The sequence below is a fragment of the Thermomicrobiales bacterium genome (assembly GCA_037045155.1).
In the GTDB taxonomy this organism is placed as follows: domain Bacteria; phylum Chloroflexota; class Chloroflexia; order Thermomicrobiales; family CFX8; genus JAMLIA01.
On the sequence record JBAOIG010000003.1, the window covers coordinates 935,578 to 956,084 of the forward strand.

A 20,507-nucleotide genomic window follows, 5' to 3' on the forward strand; every position below is an offset into this window, starting at 1 on the left:
AAGCAGACGCGGTCAGAATTTCAAGTGGCTAGTGGCGGCAGGTCGCGCAGAGGCCGAACACTTCGAGCCAATGCCCGGAGATCGCGAAATTGGTGCGCTGGCCGAGCTCTTCCAGCAGTGGAGCGACGGTGCACTCATCAAACTGAACCACCGCGCCACAGTCCGAGCAGATCAGGTGATGTCGGTGCTCACTGTCTCGTTCGGTGCGGACATAGGTGTGGCAACCATCAGGGCGGTGAAGGCGGTCGAGGACACCACTGTTAACCAGCACATCGAGCGTGCGGAAGACGGTTGCTCGCCCGACCGCTTCGCCACGCCCCGCCAGGAGGCGCAGTAACTCATCGGCGGTAAAGGCGCGATCCTGCTCGTCGATAATCTCGACAAGGGCGCGACGCGGGGCTGTGACACGGTACCCCGACTCCTGTAAGATGCTCAGCGCTTGCTCGATCGTATTCATCGTTTGCCGATCCGGTCGTCAACTCTCCCGCAGGGCGAGTGTAACACGACGCCCTGACTGGTGGCCGGATTGTGAGGGTCAACATTGTCGCCCGAAACCGAGGTCGTTGCTCCGGAGATGGATGGCGAGGAACTCCCGCCTGTTCAGCATCGCAAGTTCGCGGCGTTGAACAATCGTCAGTTCCTGCATTTCTGGATCGCCATCACGCTTGCGCTGGCCGGCCTCTGGATCCGGATCACCGTACAGGGATTCCTCGTCTATGACATGACGAGCGATAAGTTCCTGCTGGGTCTCGTGGGCTTTCTGAGCGCGATGCCCGTGCTGTTACTGTCGCCCATCGTCGGCGTCGTCGTCGATCGTTTCGAGCGCCGCAAAGTCCTGTTCGCTACTCAGGCGTTCATGGCAACGAATCTCCTCGTGCTCGCGACGCTCGACGCTTTCGGCGCGCTACGCGTGAGCCACATCCTCATCATCGCGACGCTGACTGGCGCAGCATCCGCCTTCGACTGGCCGGCTCGACTCTCGCTCGTCCCCAACCTCGTCAAGCCGCACGAGCTTCAAAGCGCGGTGGCGCTGAATTCGGCGGCCTTCAACGGCGCCCGAATCGTCGGTCCAGTGGTGGGCGGCATGCTGATCGCCGTTATCGGCACGGCCGCCTGCTTCTATCTCTCTGCATTCGCCTTCCTTCCGTCAATGCTGGTTCTTCTGACGTTGACGGTGGATCGCGCGCTGCCCGCACAGAAGCGCGACTCGGCGATCCGCACGCTGGTCGATGGGTATCAGTACATCTGGAAGTTTCCGACCCTGCGCAGCCTGCTTTCTGTCGACCTCGTTCCCGTGATCTTCGGGATGTCGTTCTTCACGCTGCTTCCAGCGCTCACCCGCGACGTCTACGATCGTGGTGCGGAGGGGCTTGGATTCCTGTACGCAGCAGATGGCGCGGGCGCGTTTATCGGTGTGATGATCATCGCTGCGATGACTTCGCTTCGGCGTCGTGGCTTCTGGGTCATTGTGTTCGTGTTCTTGTTCGCGGTTATCCAGATTCTCTTCTCGTTTGCCCCGACACTCTATATCGGGATGGTCTTTATCTTCGGGCTCGGGCTGGTAAGCGCAATCTATGGGACGCTCGCCGACACGCTGATCCAGACGATCGTCCACGACGAGTTTCGTGGGCGCGTGATGGCGGTCTATTCGACATTCTGGGGGTTGACGCCGATCGGCTATCTGCAGATTGGCATCATTGCCCAACATTGGGGTACCCAGCGGGCAATCCTCGTCAACGCCTGCGTCGTCCTGCTCTACGTTCTCGCGCTGATCAAGTGGAACCCCGAAGTGCGGCGGCTCAACTAGCAGGCGGTGACGGAATGGCGCGATGGGCTAACCGGATCCAGCGAGCGTTGATCGCCGGCAGAGCCCCTCGGCCGGTTCTCACCCGCTCAACGACGATACAGCCTGCGCCCCGAATCGCTACCATCGGGCTCGAGTCCTCCCTTCACGCCTGGCTTCCTGGCGCATGCGATCTCTCGGCCGGCACGTCGGCGCTCGTAATCGATCCCCGGCCCTCATCTCGACCAGCCACGCCGCTCATCGAGATCATCGTCGACTCAGCTCAAGATTCTCCGCTGATCGCAGAACAACACTCATCCTGGTCCCGACTGACCGGACTTCCCGGCGCAGCACTGCAGTCGGTCGATGTGCCCTCCCGGCTCCTCGAGGCCGATCACGTCGTCGTCCTCACTGCCCCCACTCGCTCAGCGGGGGTTGCAAGGCTCTGGATCGACGTCGTTCATCCAAACTCCGCGATGCGGGCGCTGGCTCTGCCACACTACGGCTTCGTCGAGTTGGCAGCGTGGCTGCCGGCGACGTGGGTCGTGAGGCTTGCCGTAGATTCCATTGCCTGGGTTGCCGTGACGCGCAGCGTGGTGATGGCCGAGCTCCTTGCGGTTGGTCTGAACCGGCTGTCCGAGCAATCGGCAGGGATCGAAGCGCTCACGCCATGGGAGGAGCCGGGCGTCCAGCGGCTCTTCGAGTTGCAGCTCGATGGCGCGGACTGCGGAACAACTATCCGCGCGATCGATGACACGGTCGCACAAGATAGCCTGCTCGTTGCGCTGGCGGAAGCCATCAGTGCGACGATTGTCGTGGCAGAGGAAGGTGGGCTGAATTGACCGAAATTCCCGTCTCCCCGATGCAAGGTCGTCCGCAACCAGGCCGGGACGACGTGCTCGGGTCAGACCGCCTCCGAATTCTCAGCGACCCACTCGCTGCAGTCCTGCTTGGCCGGATACGGGATCGCAGCGCCAGCAGCACGGAGTTCTGCGCGCTGAGCGAGCAGATCGCAAACCGTGTGCTGTGGACGGCGCTAGACGATGTGGCTTTGGGGACCAGCCACGTAATCGGGTTCGATGGCCGGGTCATTCAGGTTCCTGCGCTGGCCGAACGTGTTGCGGGGATCGTCATTCTGCGGGCCGGCCTGCTATTTGCTCCGCCATTTCGCGCACTGCTGCCAGACGCGCCGATCTATCAGCTCGGCGTTCGCCGGGATGAGCTCCGCCTCGAAGCGCAAGTCTATACCTCGAACCTACCAGCCAACGTCGGGTGGGCAGATCGTGTCGTCGTGCTTGATCCAATGATCGCGACCGGAAGCTCCGCCTCCTGCGCCGTCGAGATCATTCGACGCACGCACTCGGGTCATATCGTAATCGCATCGATCATCGCCGCGCCGCTCGGTATCGATGCCTTGCTACGCGCCGATGCCGAATGCAGCATCGTGACCGCAACCCTGGACGACGGGCTGAACGAACACGGATACATTGTTCCGGGACTGGGTGACGCCGGCGACCGATTATTCGGCACGAGCAACCCTCCCGGCTGACGATCCACGCCCGGAAATTGGCACAAATACGACACCACCCGCCCGGGACGAGCCCTGGCGGGTGGTGCAAGATTCGGATTCGCGCGGGTGATTGCTACCCGAGCTCGGCAGCGTATTCGTTCTCTGCCTGGGTCAGCGCCTCGTCGGTGATCGCGACCATGCGGTCGATCTCGTCGATCGTGACGACGAATGGCGGCGCGAGGTGGATCGTGTCCCAGACGCGGGTCAGCAGGCCCTTCTCGTTCACGAGCTCGGAGACGCGCTTGGTGAACTGCGCCTCCCGGCCGAACTTCTCCTTTGTCTCCTTGTTCTTGACGATCTCAACGCCGCACATCAGGCCGAGGCCACGAACGTCGCCAACGGACGGATGCGACGACAGCTCCTGGAGCTGCTTCTTGAGGTACTCGCCCTTCTCGGCAGACTGCTGCACGAGATTCTCCTGCTTGAAGATCTCGATATTCTTCAGCGCGGCCGAGCAAGCAACGGCCTGACCGCCGAAGGTCAGCAGGTGACCGAGAGCGACATCGCCCTTTTCCTTGAACCCCTCGAATACGGAGTCGCGGACGGCAACAGCGGCGATCGGCGCGTAGCCAGAGGACAGCCCCTTGGCCATCGTCACCATGTCGGGGACGATGTCGTAGTGCTCGATCGCGAAGTAGGTGCCGCTCCGGCCCCAGCCGTTGATGACTTCGTCTGCGATGAGCAGGACGCCGTGGGTGTCGCAGATCTCGCGCATCCGCTTCCAGTACGCCTTCGACGGAACCTGGACGCCGTTTGCCGTCGAGATCGGCTCAGCGATCACTGCGGCGACCGTGTCAGGTCCCTGGAACAGAATCTCGGCCTCGACGGCGTTGGCGCATGCCACCTCGTCTGCCTCGCCGGTCAGGCCGGGGAACTGCGATCGATAGTTATTTGGCGATGGGACGTGATAAACGCCGTGCATGAACGGGCCGAAGTACGCCTCGTTGCGCGCAGAGGTGAGGCTCATCGCGCCATAGGTCATGCCGTGGTACGAGCCGCGACGAGCGATGACCTTATAGCGCTTCGGAAACCCGCGCATGACCTGCACCTGCTTGGCGATCTTCAGCGCGCTCTCGACGGCCTCGGAACCACCGGAGCAGAAGAAGAGCCGGTTGAGATCGCCAGGAAGAATCTCCGCGATCGTCTCAGCCAGAGCAACCGTCGGGACGGTCGTGTAGTTGGCCGCAGAAACGTAGGCCAGCTTGGCAGCCTGCTCGGCCATTGCCTGGCCGATCTCGGTCCGACCGTGGCCAGCGTTGACAACCCACAGGCCGGCGATGCCGTCGATATACTCTCTGCCCTCGACGTCGTAGAGCAGCGCGCCCTTGCCGTGGTCGAAGACCTTCATCCCCTTCTGGGCGGCGAGCTCCTGCCAGTTTGCTGAGTGAATCCAGACGTGCTCCAGCGCGCTCTGTGCGTACTGCTCGGCCGTCTTCGTCGCGCTTGTCTGATCCTGTGCCATAGTCTGCCTCCCTCGTATTCCGAACGCAGCGCCTGTCGCGACTTCCGCCCTCGTTGTCGTAGCCGCCGGTGCTCCGCCGTCCGCGTCCATGCTCATACGAGTATAGCACCCACACTGCCGTGCGCGGCCACAATTCGTCGTCTTTCGGTACGCCCACGTCTGGCATATTGCCGATTCGGCAGTATCACGGCCTGATGGAGCGCGAGATATCGAACGGACAGGACGCCGTTCGACACAGTGCTACAATGCGCCAAATCGGACAACGATAGCGGCAACAGGACGGGGAGGCGATGGCGTGGCGCATAAGGTACTGATCCTTTCTCGCAAGTTTCGCGAAGGCAATCGCGAGTATCTCGACGAGTTCCTCGCCCGACGTGGATGCGAGATGATCGACCGCGAGATGCGATATCCCATCGACCAGGCACAGCTTTGCGACCTGGCGAGCGAAGCCGAAGGCATCATTACCGGTCTCGAATGGATCTCGCCGCGAGTGATGGAAGCCGCGCCCAACCTCAGGGTGGTGAGCGCCGGAGGTGTCGGGTACGACCATATCGATGTCGAGGAAGCAACACGACGCAACATCGCTGTTGGCATCTGCGCTGGCTGCAACAATCACTCGGTCTCAGAGCTTGCCTTCGCGATGATGATCAATCTCGCCCGCAACGTGCTGGTGGTCGACCGCTCGATCCGCGATGGTGAGTGGTTCCCCTACGACCGCATCCCGCTGGAAGCGAACTCCGAACTGTGGGGCAAGACGCTTGGCATCGTCGGCCTCGGCCGAGTTGGAAAATCAACCGCGCTGCTGGGCAAGGCATTCGGCATGCGGGTGCTGGCGGCAGACATCGCCTGGGATCTGACGTTCGCCAACGAGCACGGCATCTCGTACATGCCGTTTGAGGATGTCCTGCGTCAGTCCGACTTCGTGTCGTTGCACTGCCCGCTTGACGAGTATACGCGCGACCTCATCGACGAGCGTGCGATCGATCTGATGAAGCAATCAGCGTTTCTTATCAACACTGCGCGTGGGCCGATCGTCAAGGAGGTCGCGCTGGTCGAGGCGCTGCAGTCCGGGCGTATCGCGGGCGCCGGCCTCGATGTGTTCCAGTTCGAGCCACACCCTGACAACCCATACACCGAGTTCTCGAACGTCGTGTTGACGCCTCACATCGGTGGCACGACGAAGGAAGCATTTGACCGTGCGCTGTATCTCGCGCTGGTGAACGTCACCAATGTTCTGAACGGCAATCCGCCACACTGCCAGGTGAATCCCGAGGTAACGGCATACCGGGCGCTCGGGGGCAACCGCGAACGCCGCGTCATACCGCCGCCGTCATCGGTCGTCTGATCGCACACCTGGTTTGAGCGAGAAGGCCGCAGCCTACAGGGCGGCCTTTTCGCGCTTCTCCATAATGTTTGTCGAGTGGCCAGGATCGAGACGCGCCGAAGGGTTGATGACCGTCACGCAGTGGTTGACCGCGGTAATGGCTTCAGCCGCGCCGGTCGCAATGAGCTTGAACTTCGCGGGGTACGTAACGACGTCGCCGCAGCCGTAAATCCCCTCGATGTTAGTCGCCATTGTGATCGGGTCGACGCGGATGGTGTTGCGCTCGACCTCCAACCCCCATGTCTTGAGTGGCCCGAGGTCGGCCAGGAATCCGATCGCGACAATCAGATCGTCGGCATCGACCGTCTGCTCGCTCCCCTCCTTCAGATGGTGGAACGTGACAGACTCGAGCCGGTCGTTGCCGTGGACGGCCTTGACCGCGTAGTCGGGGTAGTGGAGGTGAACACCCTCTTCGGCCATCTGCGCGATCGCGCGCTCGTGCGCGCGGAACTTGGATCGGTGAACGAGCCGGACCGACCGAGCCAACGGCGCAAGCGTGTTCGCCCAATCGACAGCCGAGTCCCCGCCACCGACGATCAGCACGTGCCGATCGCGGAAGTCATCGACGTGCTTGGCGAAGTAATGAACGCCGCCCCCACCTTCGAATCGCTCGATGCCCGGAACCTCGAGCCGTTTCGGCTCGAACGCGCCGATGCCGGCCGAGATGATGATCGTCCGGCTGTAATGCGTGCCAGTCGTCGTCCCAAGGATGAAACAGCCGGATGCTTCGTCACGAGTGAGCGATGTGACGGCAGTCTTCAGGACAAACTCACAGCCCATGCCAGCGGCCTGTTCGACAAGCTGCCTCGACGTAGTCCTTGGCGAGCACCTTCGGGAAGCCGGCGATATCGTAGATGTACTTCTCGGGGTAGATCGCCGTCAGCGCGCCGCCGAGCTCTTCAAGCGCTTCGATGACTTTCGTTCGCTGGCCGCGCATACCGCCATAGAAGCCAGCAAACAAGCCGACCGGCCCACCGCCGATTACGGTGATGTCGTAGATTTGATCCACTGGAATCGACACGCTACTCTGTTCCTCATCTGGTCGCCGCGGGAAAATGGCAAATCTCCGCCGGCACGATCGTGCCCGAGCCGGGCCGGTGCCCTGAAGTATACCGACGGAGCAATTCCGCTCATTTGACGCTGGACCGACGAGCTACGTCGCGGTCTTCGGCGCCAGGTTACTTTCGTTGGCGAATCGAATCGCGTTCGGCAGATCGAGACGATAGAGCGCCAGGCGCGCAGCGGTAAGCGCCGCGTAACTCTCAACCGACACCTTGTCGGGCGCATCATAGAGCGCGCCGAACCCGGCGGCGACATTCTGGGCGACATTCCACCAGCTCGCGCCATCGACCCCGTTGACGATATTGCCGGCCAACGGTTCGAGGTAGGCGTGCCACTGCTCCTCGAGCTGCTGCCAGTCGACGCCGAGCACCTGCTCGGGCACCCGTGTGCGATATAGCTCGGTGTAGGCTTCGAGTCCGTATTTCTCGATCAAGAACTGGGAGAACGACCCTGCTGCGTCGTACTCCAGCCTCCTTCGGACTCGCCCCTCGTAGGTTGCCTCATCCCGCAGGAACGCGAGCGTCGGCAGGATGCCGGCCTGATATGCCCAGGCAGCCGCCTGAATCGCCGGGACATAGCCGGCCGCCTGTACGTCGGCGTCCATCTGATAGGTCGCAAACCCCTCGGCGAAGAAGAGACTGTTCGGCAATCCGATGTGGTTCCCGGCGATGACGTGGGCAACCTCGTGTGTGATCAACCCCTGCATCTCATCCGCCGCAACGCTGCCATCCTGAAGGATGAAGATCTGATGGAGGTCTGACGCCGCAAACCCCTGGCAACCCCGGCAGTTCTCGTCGAACATCTCATCCGCCAGAAAGACGGTGAGTGGGGAGTCATCGTGAATGTTCAGAAATGCGCTGACGTTACCGATTCCCCGCTGCGCCATCTCGGCGACCGATGACGCAATCGCCGGGTCGAACGCGCCCGGACGCCAGGCGACGGTCACTGCCCCGAACGTCTGCGTTTCGGAGTAATACTGCTCGACGAGACCGAGCGGTGAGATCGGCGAAACCAGTTGCGGCTTGTTGACGGCGGGAAGCTGCGGCAAGGAAACCGGCACGACGGCGCCGGCCGGGGTCGTACCCTGGACCGCGCCCGTCGAAGGACTCGTGGTTTCTCGCGCGACGGCGCTCTTCGTCGCGATTTCAGCGACCGGATTCGCAGGCGGCCTCTGCTCGCGCGGAAGAATGGCGAAGACGCCGATCATAATCACGACGACTCCAACGATCGAAACCAGTGTTACCAGACCTCGCACGACTTCCGGCGCCTCGTCTCATACAGCATGCCCGAACCGGGGTCCCGACCGTCCGCGACCACGGGAGGGTACAATCTCACAGAGGAGTGCGGCAACCCGGGAAACGTCCAGGGCCGCCCATCGAGGAGGTTTGAGGACATGGTCGAGACTGCCAGTGGCATCGTCGGTTCGCTACTTTCAGAGCGGGCGAAACGCTACGGCCCAGCACGGCTCGGAAATCCCCGCGCCGCGGCATCGAAGATTTCCTTCGTTGCCGGTTTCCCCGATCCCGCCACGCTGCCAAAGGCGGACGTGATCGAGGCGACGCGCGTCGCTCTGGAGCGCGAGGGCGAGTGGGCGCTGCAATACGGCGCGGCCCGCGGGTACGACGGGCTGATCGACGAGCTTGTCAAGAAGCTCGCTCGCGATCAGCGGATTCAGGCAACGGCAGACAACATCCTCATCACCAACGGCTCGTCACAGGCACTGGCTCTCATCGTCGACATGCTGGTCGATCCGGGTGATGTCGTGCTCAGTGAGCAGCCGACCTGGTCGGGGGCAGTTCACAATTTCACGGTTGCCGGCGCCGACGTGCGGCCGATTCCGATCACCGCGGAAGGAACCGACATCGCTGCCCTTGAGCGCGAGCTGGAGACGCTTCGCGCCGAGGGTAAGCAGGCCAAGCTGTTGTACATGATCCCGAACTTCCAGAACCCGACTGGCGTGACGACGACACTGGAACGCCGCAAGCGGATCATCGAGCTCGCTCGGGAACACGGTGTGCCGATCGTTGAGGATGACGCCTACTTCGATCTGCGCTATGCGGGGGAGCGACTGCCGACGCTCTATGAGATGGCTGGCGACGGCTCCGTCATGTACCTCGGCACGTTCTCCAAGATCATGGCGGCAGGCGTCCGGCTGGGCTGGGTAGTCGCCAATACTGACGTGATCCAACGGTTGACGGGGATGAAGCTCGAAGGTGGCACCAGCCCATTTGCCGGCTACGTCGCCGCCGAATTCTGCGCAAACGGGACGCTCCAGGAGCATATCAGCGAGCTCACCGCTCTGTATCGCCGTCGGCGCGACGTCATGCTGGCGGCGCTCGAGCGCGCGATGCCGGCAGGGACAACGTGGACGACGCCTGAAGGTGGGTTCTTCATCTGGATGACCCTCCCCACTGGCGTGACCGCTGGGGAACTGCAGGCGGCAGCCTCCGCGCGAAACGTCGAGTTCCTGCCCGGGCCGGCCTGCCACTTTGGTGGCGCTGGCAGTGGCACCCTGCGCCTCGCCTATTCATTCTCCGATGACGAGAAGATCGAGCAAGGTATTGCGATTCTCGGCGGGCTCATCGAAGAAGCAGCCAGCCGCTAGCGCCTGACCCGCGCCGTCCTGCCCCGGACCAGCCAGACGCTGATCCGGGGCAGCGCATCTGCGGGGTTGTCTCACCTCGGTCAATTCGCGTCGGGGACGGGCTGGCAAATCGGGCAGCGATATGTGCCCCGCGCATCGACGCGTTCCTTCACGATCGGTGTCCCGCACCTCAGGCAGGGGATGCCCTCACGCCCGTGGACGAACGGGAAGTCGCCGCGCTCCGGGATAGCCTTGCCGTTGAGAATATTCGCACCGCCAATCGGGATGGCGATCGCCATGATTTCACCGACAGCGTCAAACAGCTGGTCGATTTCGGTGGGAGCAAGTGTTCGAGCGAGCCGCTCGGGGTGGAGCCGAGCGCGATACAGCACTTCATCGACGTAGATATTTCCAAGCCCGGAGACAAACGTCTGATCGAGCAGGAGCGGCTTCAGCCGAGATTGAGGTCGCCGCGCGATAGCGCCATGAAACCATTGCCGCTCGAAGGCGCTTGAGGCAACGTCCGGCCCGAGTCGCAAGTTGTTGAAATAGCCATCCAGGTCGTCGACCGGCATCAGCCGAACGCGAGCGAAGTGGCGGATGTCCGTAACATACAAACGTGACCCACTGGCGAAGTAAATGATCAGATGTGTCGACTTGTGGGGCAGCTCCGCGCCATAGGCAGGCACGGGATGGCCGGCATCAAAGCCCGGGATCGTCGGGCCACGACCGACCAGCTGTCCGCTAAGCTTGAGGTGAATCACCAGCGCCAGATCACCCGCCAGGAGGGTGAGGTACTTTCCGTGTCGCCGAATCGCTGAGAAAGACAGCCCCACAAGCTGCTCGAGGCCAAGGCCATCACTCGCAACGAGCAGCTTTGGCAGACGAAGATCCACCTCAACTATTTCATCGTGAAGAAGCTGCTCGGCGATGCCGCGACGCGCAGCCTCAACCTCCGGTAGCTCAGGCATGTTACTCCCTGGGTTCGTCGGGCGAATTCGGGCGATTATCTTGCTGCGCCGACGTCTTCGGCGCAGGTTCGGAAGGATCGGCCGGCACATGCGGGCCACGATGGTCGCTGTCACCGAGGAACTGAGTCAGCACCGAGCGCCACGCCGATGCGTGCAGATGTTGACCGACGGGCGCGACCGCAAACTCACGACGCTCGCGTCGCACGCGAAGAGCATCGTAGATGATCACCTGAATGGCCGCCGCGAACGGTATCGCCAGCAACGCGCCAAGCGGCCCCATGAACTGGCCACCGGCAAGCACCGCGAGAAATACCGTGAGGGGCGACAGACCAATGACGCCACGCATCACGCGTGGCACGAGGATGCTGTTCTCGGTGAACTGAAGAAGCACGATAAAGCCAGCGACGATAGCCGCCTTCTGCCAGGAATCAAGCAGCGCCACCGCGAACGCCGGGATTCCGCCGATCCACGGTCCGATTACGGGCACGATCTCTGTGACACCTGCGAAGAGCGCCAGCAACAGCCAAAAACGCAAACCCAGGAGCCCATAGCCAAAGCCGGACGCAACGCCGATGATGACACAAAGCAGCAGCTGCCCGCGCAGCCAATCTCCGACCTTCGCCTCGACATCGATCCAGACCGAGTTCACTCGATCTCGCGTTGCTGGCTGCAGATTCTGGAGCAACAGCCGCTTCACGAGATGCTTCTCCATCAGATAGTAGAAGCCGATGACAAACGTGGCGACAAGCCCAAAGATCACTGCGCCGACGCCGGTAATCAGGCCAATGGCAGTGCCGCCCGTCGGTGGTGGCGGGTTGTCGAGCCGGAACTTCAACTGCATCAGAAGCCGATAGCCCGTGCGGGCTAGCAGGCGACTATCGCTTGTGCGCCACTGATCCGCGAGCTCCTGGATGAGACTCGGCGCCTGCGCCGAGAAGGTCCGTGCCTCGGCGGAAATCAAGGGGACGAAAATGAAGCCGAGCAGCACAAGGCCCAACAGAAGCACGACATAGACAGTCAGGATGCCAACGGCGCGCGGCATTCCGCGAGATTCCAGCCGGAGAACCGGGCGTTCGATGACCGTCGCAAACAGAATCGAAAACAGCATCAGGAGCACGATCGTCTGGGTCTGGACGACGAGGTAGAAGATCAGAAGCACGATCAAGAGGGACGCCGGCGTCAAAGACGGGCGCGATCCTGAATCGCCTGTTGGCCCTCCGTTAAGGCCTGCGCCGGTCACCACCGCCTCGTCATTCGCTGGTCGATTCCCTCGTTGTGGGGGACGGAGACATGCGCTCCGCCGAGGTCAGAAGCTGACCGCGCCCTCTGGAAGCATCGACCAATCGACTTCCCAGTATCGGTCATCGTACGGATCGACGCGCTGGGGTGTGACCTGCGAGTTCCAGATCGTCGGAAATGCATACGCGGCGACGCCGTTGATCGTAAAGGTTCGGACAGTGCCGCCCGGCTGTGACACCGGGAAGATCTCGCGTGGGGGCCGGGAGATGACCTCGCACTGGAACCAGCCATGCTCCGGACAATGGCCGGCATGTAGCTCCCACGGCAACCCGGAAGTGACCGCGCCGAGCGGGATGATCTGGGTATTGTCCAGTCCACGGCTGCAAACCGGGCAGCGCAGCGGCGTTCTCCGTCTCGACGCCATGCTCATCCTGCTCCTCACGGTACGAAAAGCTTCCGAGACACGACGCAGGCGGTATAGAATTTCGAGACGTGCGCCGCGCCGGTATCGTACCATAGGGTTGGGATGTTTCCGGCTCTGTTGCTGTGACTTCCGAGCACCCGTACAATCCACGTCGGGGGGATTAGAGGTAACGGGCTGATGACAGTGCCCGGAGCCACCAGAACTGGAGGGGACAGTTGGCGCACTCCGAAGTGATCGACAGCCTCATTGCGACCTATCGCAACCTGAACATGAAGATTCGGCCGCTAGGGTCCACGACCGCAAGCGATGGCCAGACGGCGCTGTCCGCGATCGCCTCGCTCCGCGAATCGGAGATTCGCGCGTCGCAGACAATCAAGCTGATGACGCTCGGCGAGGTCGGCGCAGCGATGGCAATCCCGGAACCGCCACCTTCTGCGAATCCGACCAACATCCGGACTCTCCTGTCGGAGTTCGGCACCGCGCGCGAGGCGATTCTCGCGACCGTTCGCGAGATGCCCGACGAGGCCCTCGCCGCCGAGCGCACGGGCTTCGAGGGCGCAAGCTCAATCAATCAGGTCCTGCAGCAGCTCATTGAGCGCGATCAGAAGCTGATGCAGTCGATCTAGAAATCGCCACAGGATCGCCAGCGCTGGAGGAGCCGCGGCCGGAACGGTCGTTCGGCGACTCGGTATATCTGGCGATGGATGGGGAAGGTGGGGAGACGTGACGCAGGCAAGAGCACGGGCGCACCTGTCGTGGCTCGGGGGGATTCTGGCGGCGCTTGCCCTCGCTCTGATTATCGTCGCCGGATTCGACTCCAGCGGCGCGAGCGGGGCGTGCGCATCCTGGGGGCAATGCTCCGGCTGGAGTTTCCTCGCCCATTCGGCCGGCCCCATCGGGACACTGCATCTCGTGGTCGCGGGCCTGATCGGGCTGGCGACGATCACCTTGCTGGCGATCAGCCGCCTGGTTCGAAATGACACGCGCGTCAACGCGATCGCTCTGGGCGCCACCACGCTCATTCTGATCCAGCTGAGCATGATTTTCGTCCCGGCGAACGGCGCGGCTGCCATCTGGGCTGCATCCATCCATCTCGGCGCAACAGCACTTCTGCTGGCCTGTGCCCTGGCGCTAATCCAACCTCTTGTTGCAGCGAGCGATATCAGCACAATGCCCGCGACCGCGGCCAGGGCGTGGTTTCGCCCGCTTGTCGCGGGCGCCACGGTTGTCTTGTTCGCCGTTCTGGTTTCGGGCGCCTACCTGGCCGCATCGGATGCCAGCAGCGCCTGCGCCAACTGGCCGGCCTGCGGCCTCTCGATGGGCCAACCACTTGTCGGCCAGATTTCAACGCTGGCTGTTCACCAGATTCTCGTTGGCACTGCGATCGCCCTGCTCGCGCTGGTGCTACTCATTGGCGCCCACCTGCGCGTGGCGACCCCGCTCCTGATTGGTCTCGCGGCGGTATTCGCGGTCGAGATACCGATTGGCGCATTGAACGCCTCCGGAGCGCCGCCGGCTGCAATCTCGACGCTGCATTTCGGGGTGGCCGGCATCGCCTGGGCACTGCTCGTCCAGATCCTTCTGCTCACCAGAACTGCGCCATCGGAGGCCGCCGCAGCGCCGGGCGCAGTGCGCGACGTCCTTCGCGATTACTTCCGTGTCACGAAACCCGCCATCATGCTGCTGCTGCTGACGACGACTCTCGGCGCGATGCTGATTGCCGGGGCCGGCTGGCCCCCACTCAGTCTCATCCTCCTCACCTTGCTCGGCGGGGCATTTGCGTCGGGCGGCGCGAGCGCGATGAATTGCTACATCGACCGTGACATTGACGTTGTTATGTCACGCACTCGCAAGCGACCGATCCCGACCGGGCGACTGACTGGCGACCAGGTGTTCATGTTTGCGCTTCTGTTGAGCGCGCTCGCGGTTGTGGTTCTTGCGCTATTCGTCAATCCGCTAGCCGCGTTGCTTGCGCTGGCCGGAAATCTGTTCTACGTGTTGATCTATACCCGCTGGCTGAAGCGTTCAACGCCACAGAACATCGTTATCGGCGGCGCGGCGGGGGCGTTCCCTCCGCTCGTCGGCTGGGCAGCGGTAACAGGCTCGCTGAACCTGACCGCCGTGCTGCTGTTTGCAATCATCTACTACTGGACTCCGCCCCATTTCTGGAGCCTTGCGCTACTCAAGGCACGCGACTACCAGCGGGCCGGCGTCCCGATGCTGCCGGTGACGCACGGAGATGCGCACACGCGCCGGATGATCCTGCTCTACGCGCTCCAGCTCGTCGCCATCACACTCCTGCTTGTCCCGGCTGGCTATGTTGGCAGTATCTATCTTGTGGCCGCGATCGTGCTCGGTGGCATCTTCCTCAGCTACGCGGCGCGGATGTATGTCGAGGGCACGTCACGTCTGGCCTGGCGGTTGTTCAAGTATTCGAACTACTACCTGGCGGCGCTGTTGCTGGCGATGGTCGTTGACCGCGCGTTGACGCGCTAGCGCCCGAAGCGCCAGACCAGCATCGGGACCAGCATCTCGTCGGCGGTCAGAGATCCGTGGGCGCCCAACGCGGGCGGCTTGTTTTCTCCATGAACGCGATACGGGAATGATGCGTTCGCCCGCGCGAGAAGCAAGAGATCGCCGATGCGACTGATCAGCTCGGGGTGATGCGGGGGAGGCCCGAACAGTCCGTGCAGCATGGCATCGGCGACCGGCACGACTGCGCCGCGTCCGCTGACTGCCGACGCCAGCATTGCCCTTGAGCCAGTCGGGACGGTGAGACCGACGGCACGACGTTCGCCCGTCGGGGGGCCGGCCCATCCTCCGACGACTCGCGCGAGATCAGCCAGCGATATCTGCCGTTCGGGATCGACGGTCGTATGTCCGTGGTCGGCCGTCACGATCACGACAGCATCCTCGCCACGATCTCGAAGCGGGATCAGGACACCGTCGACAAGCGCGCGCTGGAACAACCGGAAGTCGAGCCGAGCGGCGTCGCTCGCGGGTCCCCAGGTGTGGGAGAGCATGTCGACCCCAGCCCAATAGCCGAACACGAATCGTCGGCCCGGCCGGCGGACGGCGCTCGACAACCGAGCCGCCATCTCCGCCAACGTTCGATGCCCCAGATATTCCGTATCGCCCGACTGCGCCAGAGTCAACGGACTACGCTCGTACTCCTGGTGAGAGACAACCACCGAGCCAACCCCGACGTCTCGAAGCCGATCGAAGATGGACGGCGTAACGACCATGGCGCGTGGATCCAGGCGCTTTGAATCGATTGAGCTACCGTCTACCGGCTTGAATCGCACGAGGTTAATGACACGTCCAAGGGCTGGCAGGAAGACAGTGTAGCCGGCCATTCCATGTGAGCCAGGCGACGTTCCATATTGCAGCGACGTCAGCGCCGCAGCAGTGGTTGTTGGAAACACCGAGGTTATCGTCCGTTTGATGACCGGGGGGATGACGTCCACACAGAACGCGTCTCGTTCGAGCGCCGCCGAGCTCAGCCCGTCGACGACGACAAGCACGACAACGCGCGCGTTATCGAGCAGTTCGCGCGGAAGAATGCTCTCATCGAGCGGCGATACGAGGGGATTGACGCAAACCGGCACACCGAATGCTCGAAGGATGGAAACAGGAAGGTTGGCGATCGAGCCGCCATCGTAGGCGGGAAGCACGGCGTCAGGCCAATCTGTCGCCTGGTGAAACCAGGCGTCGAGTGGCAATGAACCCTGCTCGCGGTGGGCGCCTTCAGTCAGACGCGAGTCCTGTCCTGCTTTGACCAGACTGGCCGCGTGGTCTGCTCGCCACGAACAGGGATCTGGTTGCGAACCCGGTCGCGCTCGGCAGTATGATCACAACCCGGGACCGGACAGCGATACAGCAACGTATAGGTCTGCGTTGACTGGTCCGAGAATCGTGTGGGTTTGCCGACATTCTTGAACAAGGTCATCTCGACGCCGTGATCGGGACAGATCGGCGTCCCCTCCTTCTCGAGCGTCGTCCCACGCATCCAGCGCATCAGCTTGATCACTTGCCTGTCACCCTCCGCCACTCTCCCACCAGCGCAGCAACAACAAGTCGATTATCAACCATCGGGCAGCGCCCGGCAACGTCAAGCGTGATCGTGATACCCTGCGCCAGGCACAACATCGACGGCCAGGGGAGACGGATGGCAACGACCGACGAACGCGACAGCACGGCTGCGCCTGCAGACGAACGCGCCACCGAGCCAGCGGGCATGTTCCAGTCGATCAGCGCATATCCTGGTTTCCGACTGTTGTTCCTTGGGACGATGGCGACGAACTCCGCTTTCTGGATGTACCAGATCGCGATTGGGTGGCTGGCGCTCGATCTGACTAATTCACCGCTGTTCGTCGGCCTTACCGGATTCGCTGGCGGAATACCTCTCCTCCTCTTCGCGCTCCCATCCGGCGTCATCATCGATCGGGTCGACCGACGCTCAGTCCTGATGGTGGCACAGGTGGGGATCATGATCGTCGCCACCGCATTCGCAGTCATGATCGCCACTGGTATTGCGAACCGCTGGTCAATTCTCGTGCTCGCGTTTCTCTACGGCACCGTGATGTCCTTCGTATTCCCAACGCGGAACGCGATCGTGCCAAACCTTGTGGATCGGCGCGATCTCGTCAACGCAGTCGCCCTCAATGCTGCCGGCCAGAACTCGACGCGTGTCGTCGGGCCGTCGCTCGCCGGGGTGCTCATTGGCATCATCGGCGTCTCCGGCACGTTCGGGGTTGCCGCAGCCATGCAGATTCTGGCGCTGGTCTGGACGGCCAAGCTGCCGAAGATGGCGTCCGATGTCGCCGCACGGACTACCTCGCTACGACGTAACCTCGCAGAGGGCATCCGGGCCGTCACCCAGGATGACTTCCTGAAGGGTCTGATCCTTCTGGCAACGATCGTCACGGTTCTGATCATGCCGTACATCAACCTGATGCCAGTATTCGCCCGCGATGAGATGGGGCTCGGGGCGACCGGTCTGGGAATCCTGATGGCATGCACCGGTCTCGGCAGCGTAGTGGGCGCGCTCGCTGTGGCCCGCTGGCGCAGGCTCGGATTCCTGCCCGGCATCCAGATCTGGAGCGCGGCAGCCTTCGCCGGCCTCGTGCTCGTATTCTCGCTGACATCTTCGCTCCTGCCAGCGGCGGCGCTGTTGTTCGTCGCCGGAGTCGTCAGCGCCGTGTACATGGCGATCAACCAGACCGTGCTCCAGCTGCGGGTGGATGACGCAGTGCGCGGGCGGGTGCTGTCGATCTATCTACTGACGTGGGGGATGTTGCCGCTCGGTCAGCTTCCGCTGGGCGCGATCGCCGATCGCGTTGGCGCGCCGATCGCAACCGCTGGGGCCTGCGTTGCGGCGGTAGTCCTGATCGGGTTCGTCACACTCCGATATCCATCCTTGCGTAACTGACCACACCCAGAAAGTTGCCCGATGATCCGTCGGGTTGCCTCTCCGATAGATCCCATCGCCTGAACACATACGTATATCGGGTATGTGCGCACTATGGTCGCGGCGTGTTCGGTTTCCATGAGGAACACAGAACCTGCCGGAGCGCTCATGAGGCGCGTAGTATTTCGCCGATAGAGACCATTTTCATCTCAGGCGGCTGTTTGTTATAGTCTGCATGGTTTCTGGCCAATTGAGTTGTCTTGTAGATCACGGAGCCGGCGGCGCGTCCTGCATTCCACGTCCGAAAATCGGGAAGATTTCGGACACTTCGGATTGCGCGAACGTCCGACACGCCTGTATCCACGACGTGCTCGAACGAGTGCCCCTTCCGGACGGAGTGCGCCAGCTCCTCGTTCGGGCGGCTTAAGGATTCGGCGGCTACCGGCGCCCTGCCGGGAGACACGCGCGAATGCGCAGCGACCGGCTATGCCGGCCGCCTGATACACATCTGTCGTTGATAAAGTGCCAAAGGGGATGATCACGGATGGAGAACTACTTCCACGAGATCGATGAGTTGCGGGCCGAGGCTCTCGAGGGCCGTCTGGACCGCCGCTCGGTGCTCAAGCGCGGTATCGCGCTCGGCTTGAGCGCGCCGATCATCGCCGGACTCCTCGCCGCCTGCGGTGGCAGCGAGAAGGCCACGTCTACACCTGCCGCGGCCGCGACAAGCCCCTCGGGTGGTGGCGAGGCAACCAAACCAGCCGCCACAGCCCCATCGGGTGGCAGTGAGGCGACGAAGCCCGTCGAGGCAAGCCCGACAACTGGCGGCGGCTCTGGAGAAGCGACCGAGCCGGGCCATGGCCGCGGCAAGGCGGACCTGCTGCGTATCCTGTACTGGCAGGCGCCGACAAGCCTCAACCCGCATTTCTCGCAGGGCACCAAGGATTCGGCAGCAGCGTCGCTCATTCTTGAGCCACTCATTGACGTCGATATCGCGGGCAACCTGATCCCCGTCCTCGCCGCCGAGATCCCCTCGCTGGAGAATGGTTCTGTCGCGAAAGACGGCACCAGCATCACCTACAAGCTCCGGCAGGGTGTCACCTGGTCCGATGGGGAGCCATTCACTGCCAACGACGTCAAGTTCACCTGGCAGTTCACCACCGACGAGACTGCCGCGACGACGACCATCGCAAAGTACATCGATATCAAGGACATTGAGGTGGTCGACGACCACACGGTGACCATCCACTTCAAGAATCCGACCCCGGGCTGGTATTCGCCCTTCGCGACCGGCTTCGGCGGGCAGATCCTGCCTGAGCACATCCTGAAGGACTTCATGGGCGCAAACGCCCGGAACGCCGCGTTCAATCTCGCCCCTGTCGGAACCGGTCCGTACAAGCTGACCGAGTTCAAGCCCGGCGACGTCATGATGTGCGAGATCAACGACAAGTACCGCGAGGCCGACAAGCCCTACTTCTCCAAGGTCGAGTTCAAGGGCGGCGGCGATGCCACTTCCGCGGCCCGCGCCGCGCTGCAGAGTGGCGAGACCGACTGGGCCTGGAACCTCCAGGTCGAGAAGTCCGTCCTCGTCCCGATGGCCGAGGGCAGCACCGTCGGCGATCTCGTCAACACTCCGAGCGTCAACGTCGAGCGCCTTCTCGTCAACTTCGCCGACCCCAACAAGGAAGTCGACGGCGCGCGCTCCGAGCCCAGCACGCAGCATCCCTTCCTGTCCGATAAGTCGGTCCGTGAAGCGCTCATGCTCGCCTCCGATCGCCAGACCGTCGCTGACCAGCTCTACGGGCCGGCCGGCAAGGCGACACCGAACATCCTCGTCGCGCCGGAGAAGTTCGCCTCCCAGAACACCTCGTTCGAGTTCAATCTCGACAAGGCCAAGCAGACGCTCGACGCGGCCGGCTGGACCGGCAGCCCGCGCGCCAAGGGCGGCGTCCCGATCAAGATCCTCTACCAGACCACGATCAACCCACTGCGCCAGAAGACGCAGGAGATCATCAAGCAGGGCTGGGAGAGTATTGGCGTGCCGACCGAGCTGAAGTCGATCGATGCGGGTGTCTACTTCTCGTCGGACGCCGGCAACCCTGACACGGCTGCCCACTTCTACGCGGATATCGAGATGCTGACCGATGGCCCAGCGAGCCCGTACCCGCTCTCGTACGTGGCTGGCTGGAAGTCGATCGATCCGGATGTTGATCTCGCGCAGAAGTCCAACCAGTGGGCCGGCGGGAATATCCATCGCTGGGTCAACGAGGACTTCAACAAGCTGTACACCCAGGCGGTCACCGAGCTGGACGAGGCCAAGCAGGTCAAGCTCTTCTGGGGCATGAACGACCTCGTCGTCAACGAGATCGTCGTCGTTCCGCTCGTCCATCGTGCCGACGTGACGGCGAACAGCAAGAAGCTGAAGGGCTTCAAGCCTTCGCCGTGGACGCCGGATGTCCACGACATCGCCAACTGGTACTTCGAGGGGTAAACAACGAAGCGTCGTCACCCTCGCTCTCGCCGCAGCAGCCTTCCGGTTCGCCCGGAGGGCTGCTGAAATCTCCAGATCAAGCCACGTGAAAACAGGGGTTGGAGGCACTGGACCGAGTTCCAGCCCA

At 62.6% G+C, this 20,507-nt stretch carries 19 protein-coding genes; 9 read left to right on the forward strand and 10 right to left on the reverse strand.

Annotated features, from left to right (window positions below; translation table 11 throughout):
• Positions 1-28: 28 nt before the first annotated feature.
• Complete coding sequence (locus tag V9F06_07665) at positions 29-457, reverse strand: Fur family transcriptional regulator (GenBank protein ID MEI2617495.1); 429 nt, start codon at positions 455-457, stop codon at positions 29-31.
• An 84-nt stretch (positions 458-541) separates the two neighbouring features.
• Between V9F06_07665 and V9F06_07670 the strand changes: the two genes are divergently transcribed.
• Genes V9F06_07670 through upp form a run of 3 tightly spaced genes read left to right on the forward strand, consistent with a single transcriptional unit; the run spans position 542 to position 3,332 of the window.
• The gene (locus tag V9F06_07670) at positions 542-1,807 is read left to right on the forward strand and encodes an MFS transporter (GenBank protein MEI2617496.1); all 1,266 of its coding nucleotides are present in this window, start codon (positions 542-544) and stop codon (positions 1,805-1,807) included.
• A gap of 14 nt (positions 1,808-1,821) precedes the next feature.
• Positions 1,822-2,625 (forward strand): hypothetical protein, encoded by an 804-nt coding sequence (locus tag V9F06_07675; GenBank protein MEI2617497.1) that lies wholly within the window; start codon positions 1,822-1,824, stop codon positions 2,623-2,625.
• Positions 2,622-3,332 carry a uracil phosphoribosyltransferase gene (gene upp / locus V9F06_07680; GenBank protein MEI2617498.1) on the forward strand — a complete coding sequence of 237 codons (711 nt, stop codon included), beginning with the start codon at positions 2,622-2,624 and terminating at the stop codon, positions 3,330-3,332. Before V9F06_07675 ends, upp begins: the two co-directional genes overlap by 4 nt.
• A gap of 94 nt (positions 3,333-3,426) precedes the next feature.
• On the opposite strand, the gene V9F06_07685 is transcribed toward upp, so the two are convergent.
• Entirely contained in the window at positions 3,427-4,815 is a 1,389-nt protein-coding gene (locus V9F06_07685) for an aspartate aminotransferase family protein (GenBank protein ID MEI2617499.1), read from the reverse strand.
• 295 nt (positions 4,816-5,110) lie between these two features.
• On the opposite strand from V9F06_07685, the gene V9F06_07690 reads away from it, so the two are divergent.
• A complete protein-coding gene (locus V9F06_07690) occupies positions 5,111-6,160 on the forward strand; it encodes a phosphoglycerate dehydrogenase (protein ID MEI2617500.1) in 1,050 nt (349 codons plus the stop codon).
• 33 nt (positions 6,161-6,193) lie between these two features.
• Here the strand turns inward: V9F06_07690 and V9F06_07695 are convergent, their stop codons facing one another.
• From V9F06_07695 to V9F06_07705, 3 genes are all read right to left on the reverse strand, one after another.
• The gene (locus tag V9F06_07695; protein ID MEI2617501.1) at positions 6,194-6,979 is read right to left on the reverse strand and encodes an NAD(P)/FAD-dependent oxidoreductase; all 786 of its coding nucleotides are present in this window, start codon (positions 6,977-6,979) and stop codon (positions 6,194-6,196) included.
• Positions 6,969-7,220, reverse strand: a complete 252-nt coding sequence (locus V9F06_07700) for a hypothetical protein (protein MEI2617502.1) — start codon at positions 7,218-7,220, stop codon at positions 6,969-6,971. The genes V9F06_07695 and V9F06_07700 overlap by 11 nt, the downstream gene beginning before the upstream one ends.
• A 132-nt stretch (positions 7,221-7,352) precedes the next feature.
• Positions 7,353-8,516, reverse strand: coding sequence for a hypothetical protein (locus V9F06_07705; GenBank protein MEI2617503.1), 1,164 nt, complete (start codon positions 8,514-8,516; stop codon positions 7,353-7,355).
• A gap of 138 nt (positions 8,517-8,654) precedes the next feature.
• Here V9F06_07705 and V9F06_07710 point away from each other — a divergent pair, with 138 nt between their 5' ends.
• Entirely contained in the window at positions 8,655-9,866 is a 1,212-nt protein-coding gene (locus V9F06_07710) for a PLP-dependent aminotransferase family protein (protein ID MEI2617504.1), read from the forward strand.
• An 80-nt stretch (positions 9,867-9,946) separates the two neighbouring features.
• On the opposite strand, the gene V9F06_07715 is transcribed toward V9F06_07710, so the two are convergent.
• From V9F06_07715 to V9F06_07725, 3 genes are all read right to left on the reverse strand, one after another.
• On the reverse strand, positions 9,947-10,816 hold the full coding sequence (locus tag V9F06_07715; GenBank protein ID MEI2617505.1) for a DNA-formamidopyrimidine glycosylase family protein: 870 nt from the start codon (positions 10,814-10,816) through the stop codon (positions 9,947-9,949).
• 1 nt (position 10,817) lies between these two features.
• On the reverse strand, positions 10,818-11,999 hold the full coding sequence (locus V9F06_07720; GenBank protein MEI2617506.1) for an AI-2E family transporter: 1,182 nt from the start codon (positions 11,997-11,999) through the stop codon (positions 10,818-10,820).
• Between the two features lie 123 nt (positions 12,000-12,122).
• Positions 12,123-12,479, reverse strand: a complete 357-nt coding sequence (locus tag V9F06_07725) for a hypothetical protein (GenBank protein MEI2617507.1) — start codon at positions 12,477-12,479, stop codon at positions 12,123-12,125.
• A 215-nt stretch (positions 12,480-12,694) separates the two neighbouring features.
• Between V9F06_07725 and V9F06_07730 the strand changes: the two genes are divergently transcribed.
• Together V9F06_07730 and V9F06_07735 are read left to right on the forward strand one after the other, a co-directional pair.
• A complete protein-coding gene (locus V9F06_07730) occupies positions 12,695-13,105 on the forward strand; it encodes a hypothetical protein (protein MEI2617508.1) in 411 nt (136 codons plus the stop codon).
• Positions 13,106-13,202: 97 nt separating this feature from the next.
• On the forward strand, positions 13,203-14,975 hold the full coding sequence (locus V9F06_07735) for a heme o synthase (GenBank protein ID MEI2617509.1): 1,773 nt from the start codon (positions 13,203-13,205) through the stop codon (positions 14,973-14,975).
• Here V9F06_07735 and V9F06_07740 read toward each other — a convergent pair.
• Together V9F06_07740 and V9F06_07745 are read right to left on the reverse strand one after the other, a co-directional pair.
• The gene (locus tag V9F06_07740) at positions 14,972-16,201 is read right to left on the reverse strand and encodes an alkaline phosphatase family protein (protein MEI2617510.1); all 1,230 of its coding nucleotides are present in this window, start codon (positions 16,199-16,201) and stop codon (positions 14,972-14,974) included. The two genes, V9F06_07735 and V9F06_07740, sit on opposite strands and share 4 nt — an antisense overlap.
• Before the next feature lie 29 nt (positions 16,202-16,230).
• Entirely contained in the window at positions 16,231-16,509 is a 279-nt protein-coding gene (locus tag V9F06_07745; protein MEI2617511.1) for a hypothetical protein, read from the reverse strand.
• Between the two features lie 138 nt (positions 16,510-16,647).
• On the opposite strand from V9F06_07745, the gene V9F06_07750 reads away from it, so the two are divergent.
• Both V9F06_07750 and V9F06_07755 read left to right on the forward strand, forming a co-directional pair.
• The gene (locus V9F06_07750; protein MEI2617512.1) at positions 16,648-17,910 is read left to right on the forward strand and encodes an MFS transporter; all 1,263 of its coding nucleotides are present in this window, start codon (positions 16,648-16,650) and stop codon (positions 17,908-17,910) included.
• A 523-nt stretch (positions 17,911-18,433) separates the two neighbouring features.
• On the forward strand, positions 18,434-20,380 hold the full coding sequence (locus tag V9F06_07755) for a peptide ABC transporter substrate-binding protein (GenBank protein ID MEI2617513.1): 1,947 nt from the start codon (positions 18,434-18,436) through the stop codon (positions 20,378-20,380).
• The last annotated feature ends 127 nt before the right edge of the window (positions 20,381-20,507 follow it).

Coding starts and splice junctions, on each gene's coding strand:
- V9F06_07665 (MEI2617495.1), bottom strand. CDS start 457: ATGAATACGATCGAGCAAGCGCTGAGCATCTTACAGGAGTCGGGGTAC.
- V9F06_07675 (MEI2617497.1), top strand. CDS start 1,822: ATGGCGCGATGGGCTAACCGGATCCAGCGAGCGTTGATCGCCGGCAGA.
- V9F06_07685 (MEI2617499.1), bottom strand. CDS start 4,815: ATGGCACAGGATCAGACAAGCGCGACGAAGACGGCCGAGCAGTACGCA.
- V9F06_07695 (MEI2617501.1), bottom strand. CDS start 6,979: ATGGGCTGTGAGTTTGTCCTGAAGACTGCCGTCACATCGCTCACTCGT.
- V9F06_07710 (MEI2617504.1), top strand. CDS start 8,655: ATGGTCGAGACTGCCAGTGGCATCGTCGGTTCGCTACTTTCAGAGCGG.
- V9F06_07715 (MEI2617505.1), bottom strand. CDS start 10,816: ATGCCTGAGCTACCGGAGGTTGAGGCTGCGCGTCGCGGCATCGCCGAG.
- V9F06_07725 (MEI2617507.1), bottom strand. CDS start 12,479: ATGGCGTCGAGACGGAGAACGCCGCTGCGCTGCCCGGTTTGCAGCCGT.
- V9F06_07750 (MEI2617512.1), top strand. CDS start 16,648: ATGGCAACGACCGACGAACGCGACAGCACGGCTGCGCCTGCAGACGAA.
- V9F06_07755 (MEI2617513.1), top strand. CDS start 18,434: ATGGAGAACTACTTCCACGAGATCGATGAGTTGCGGGCCGAGGCTCTC.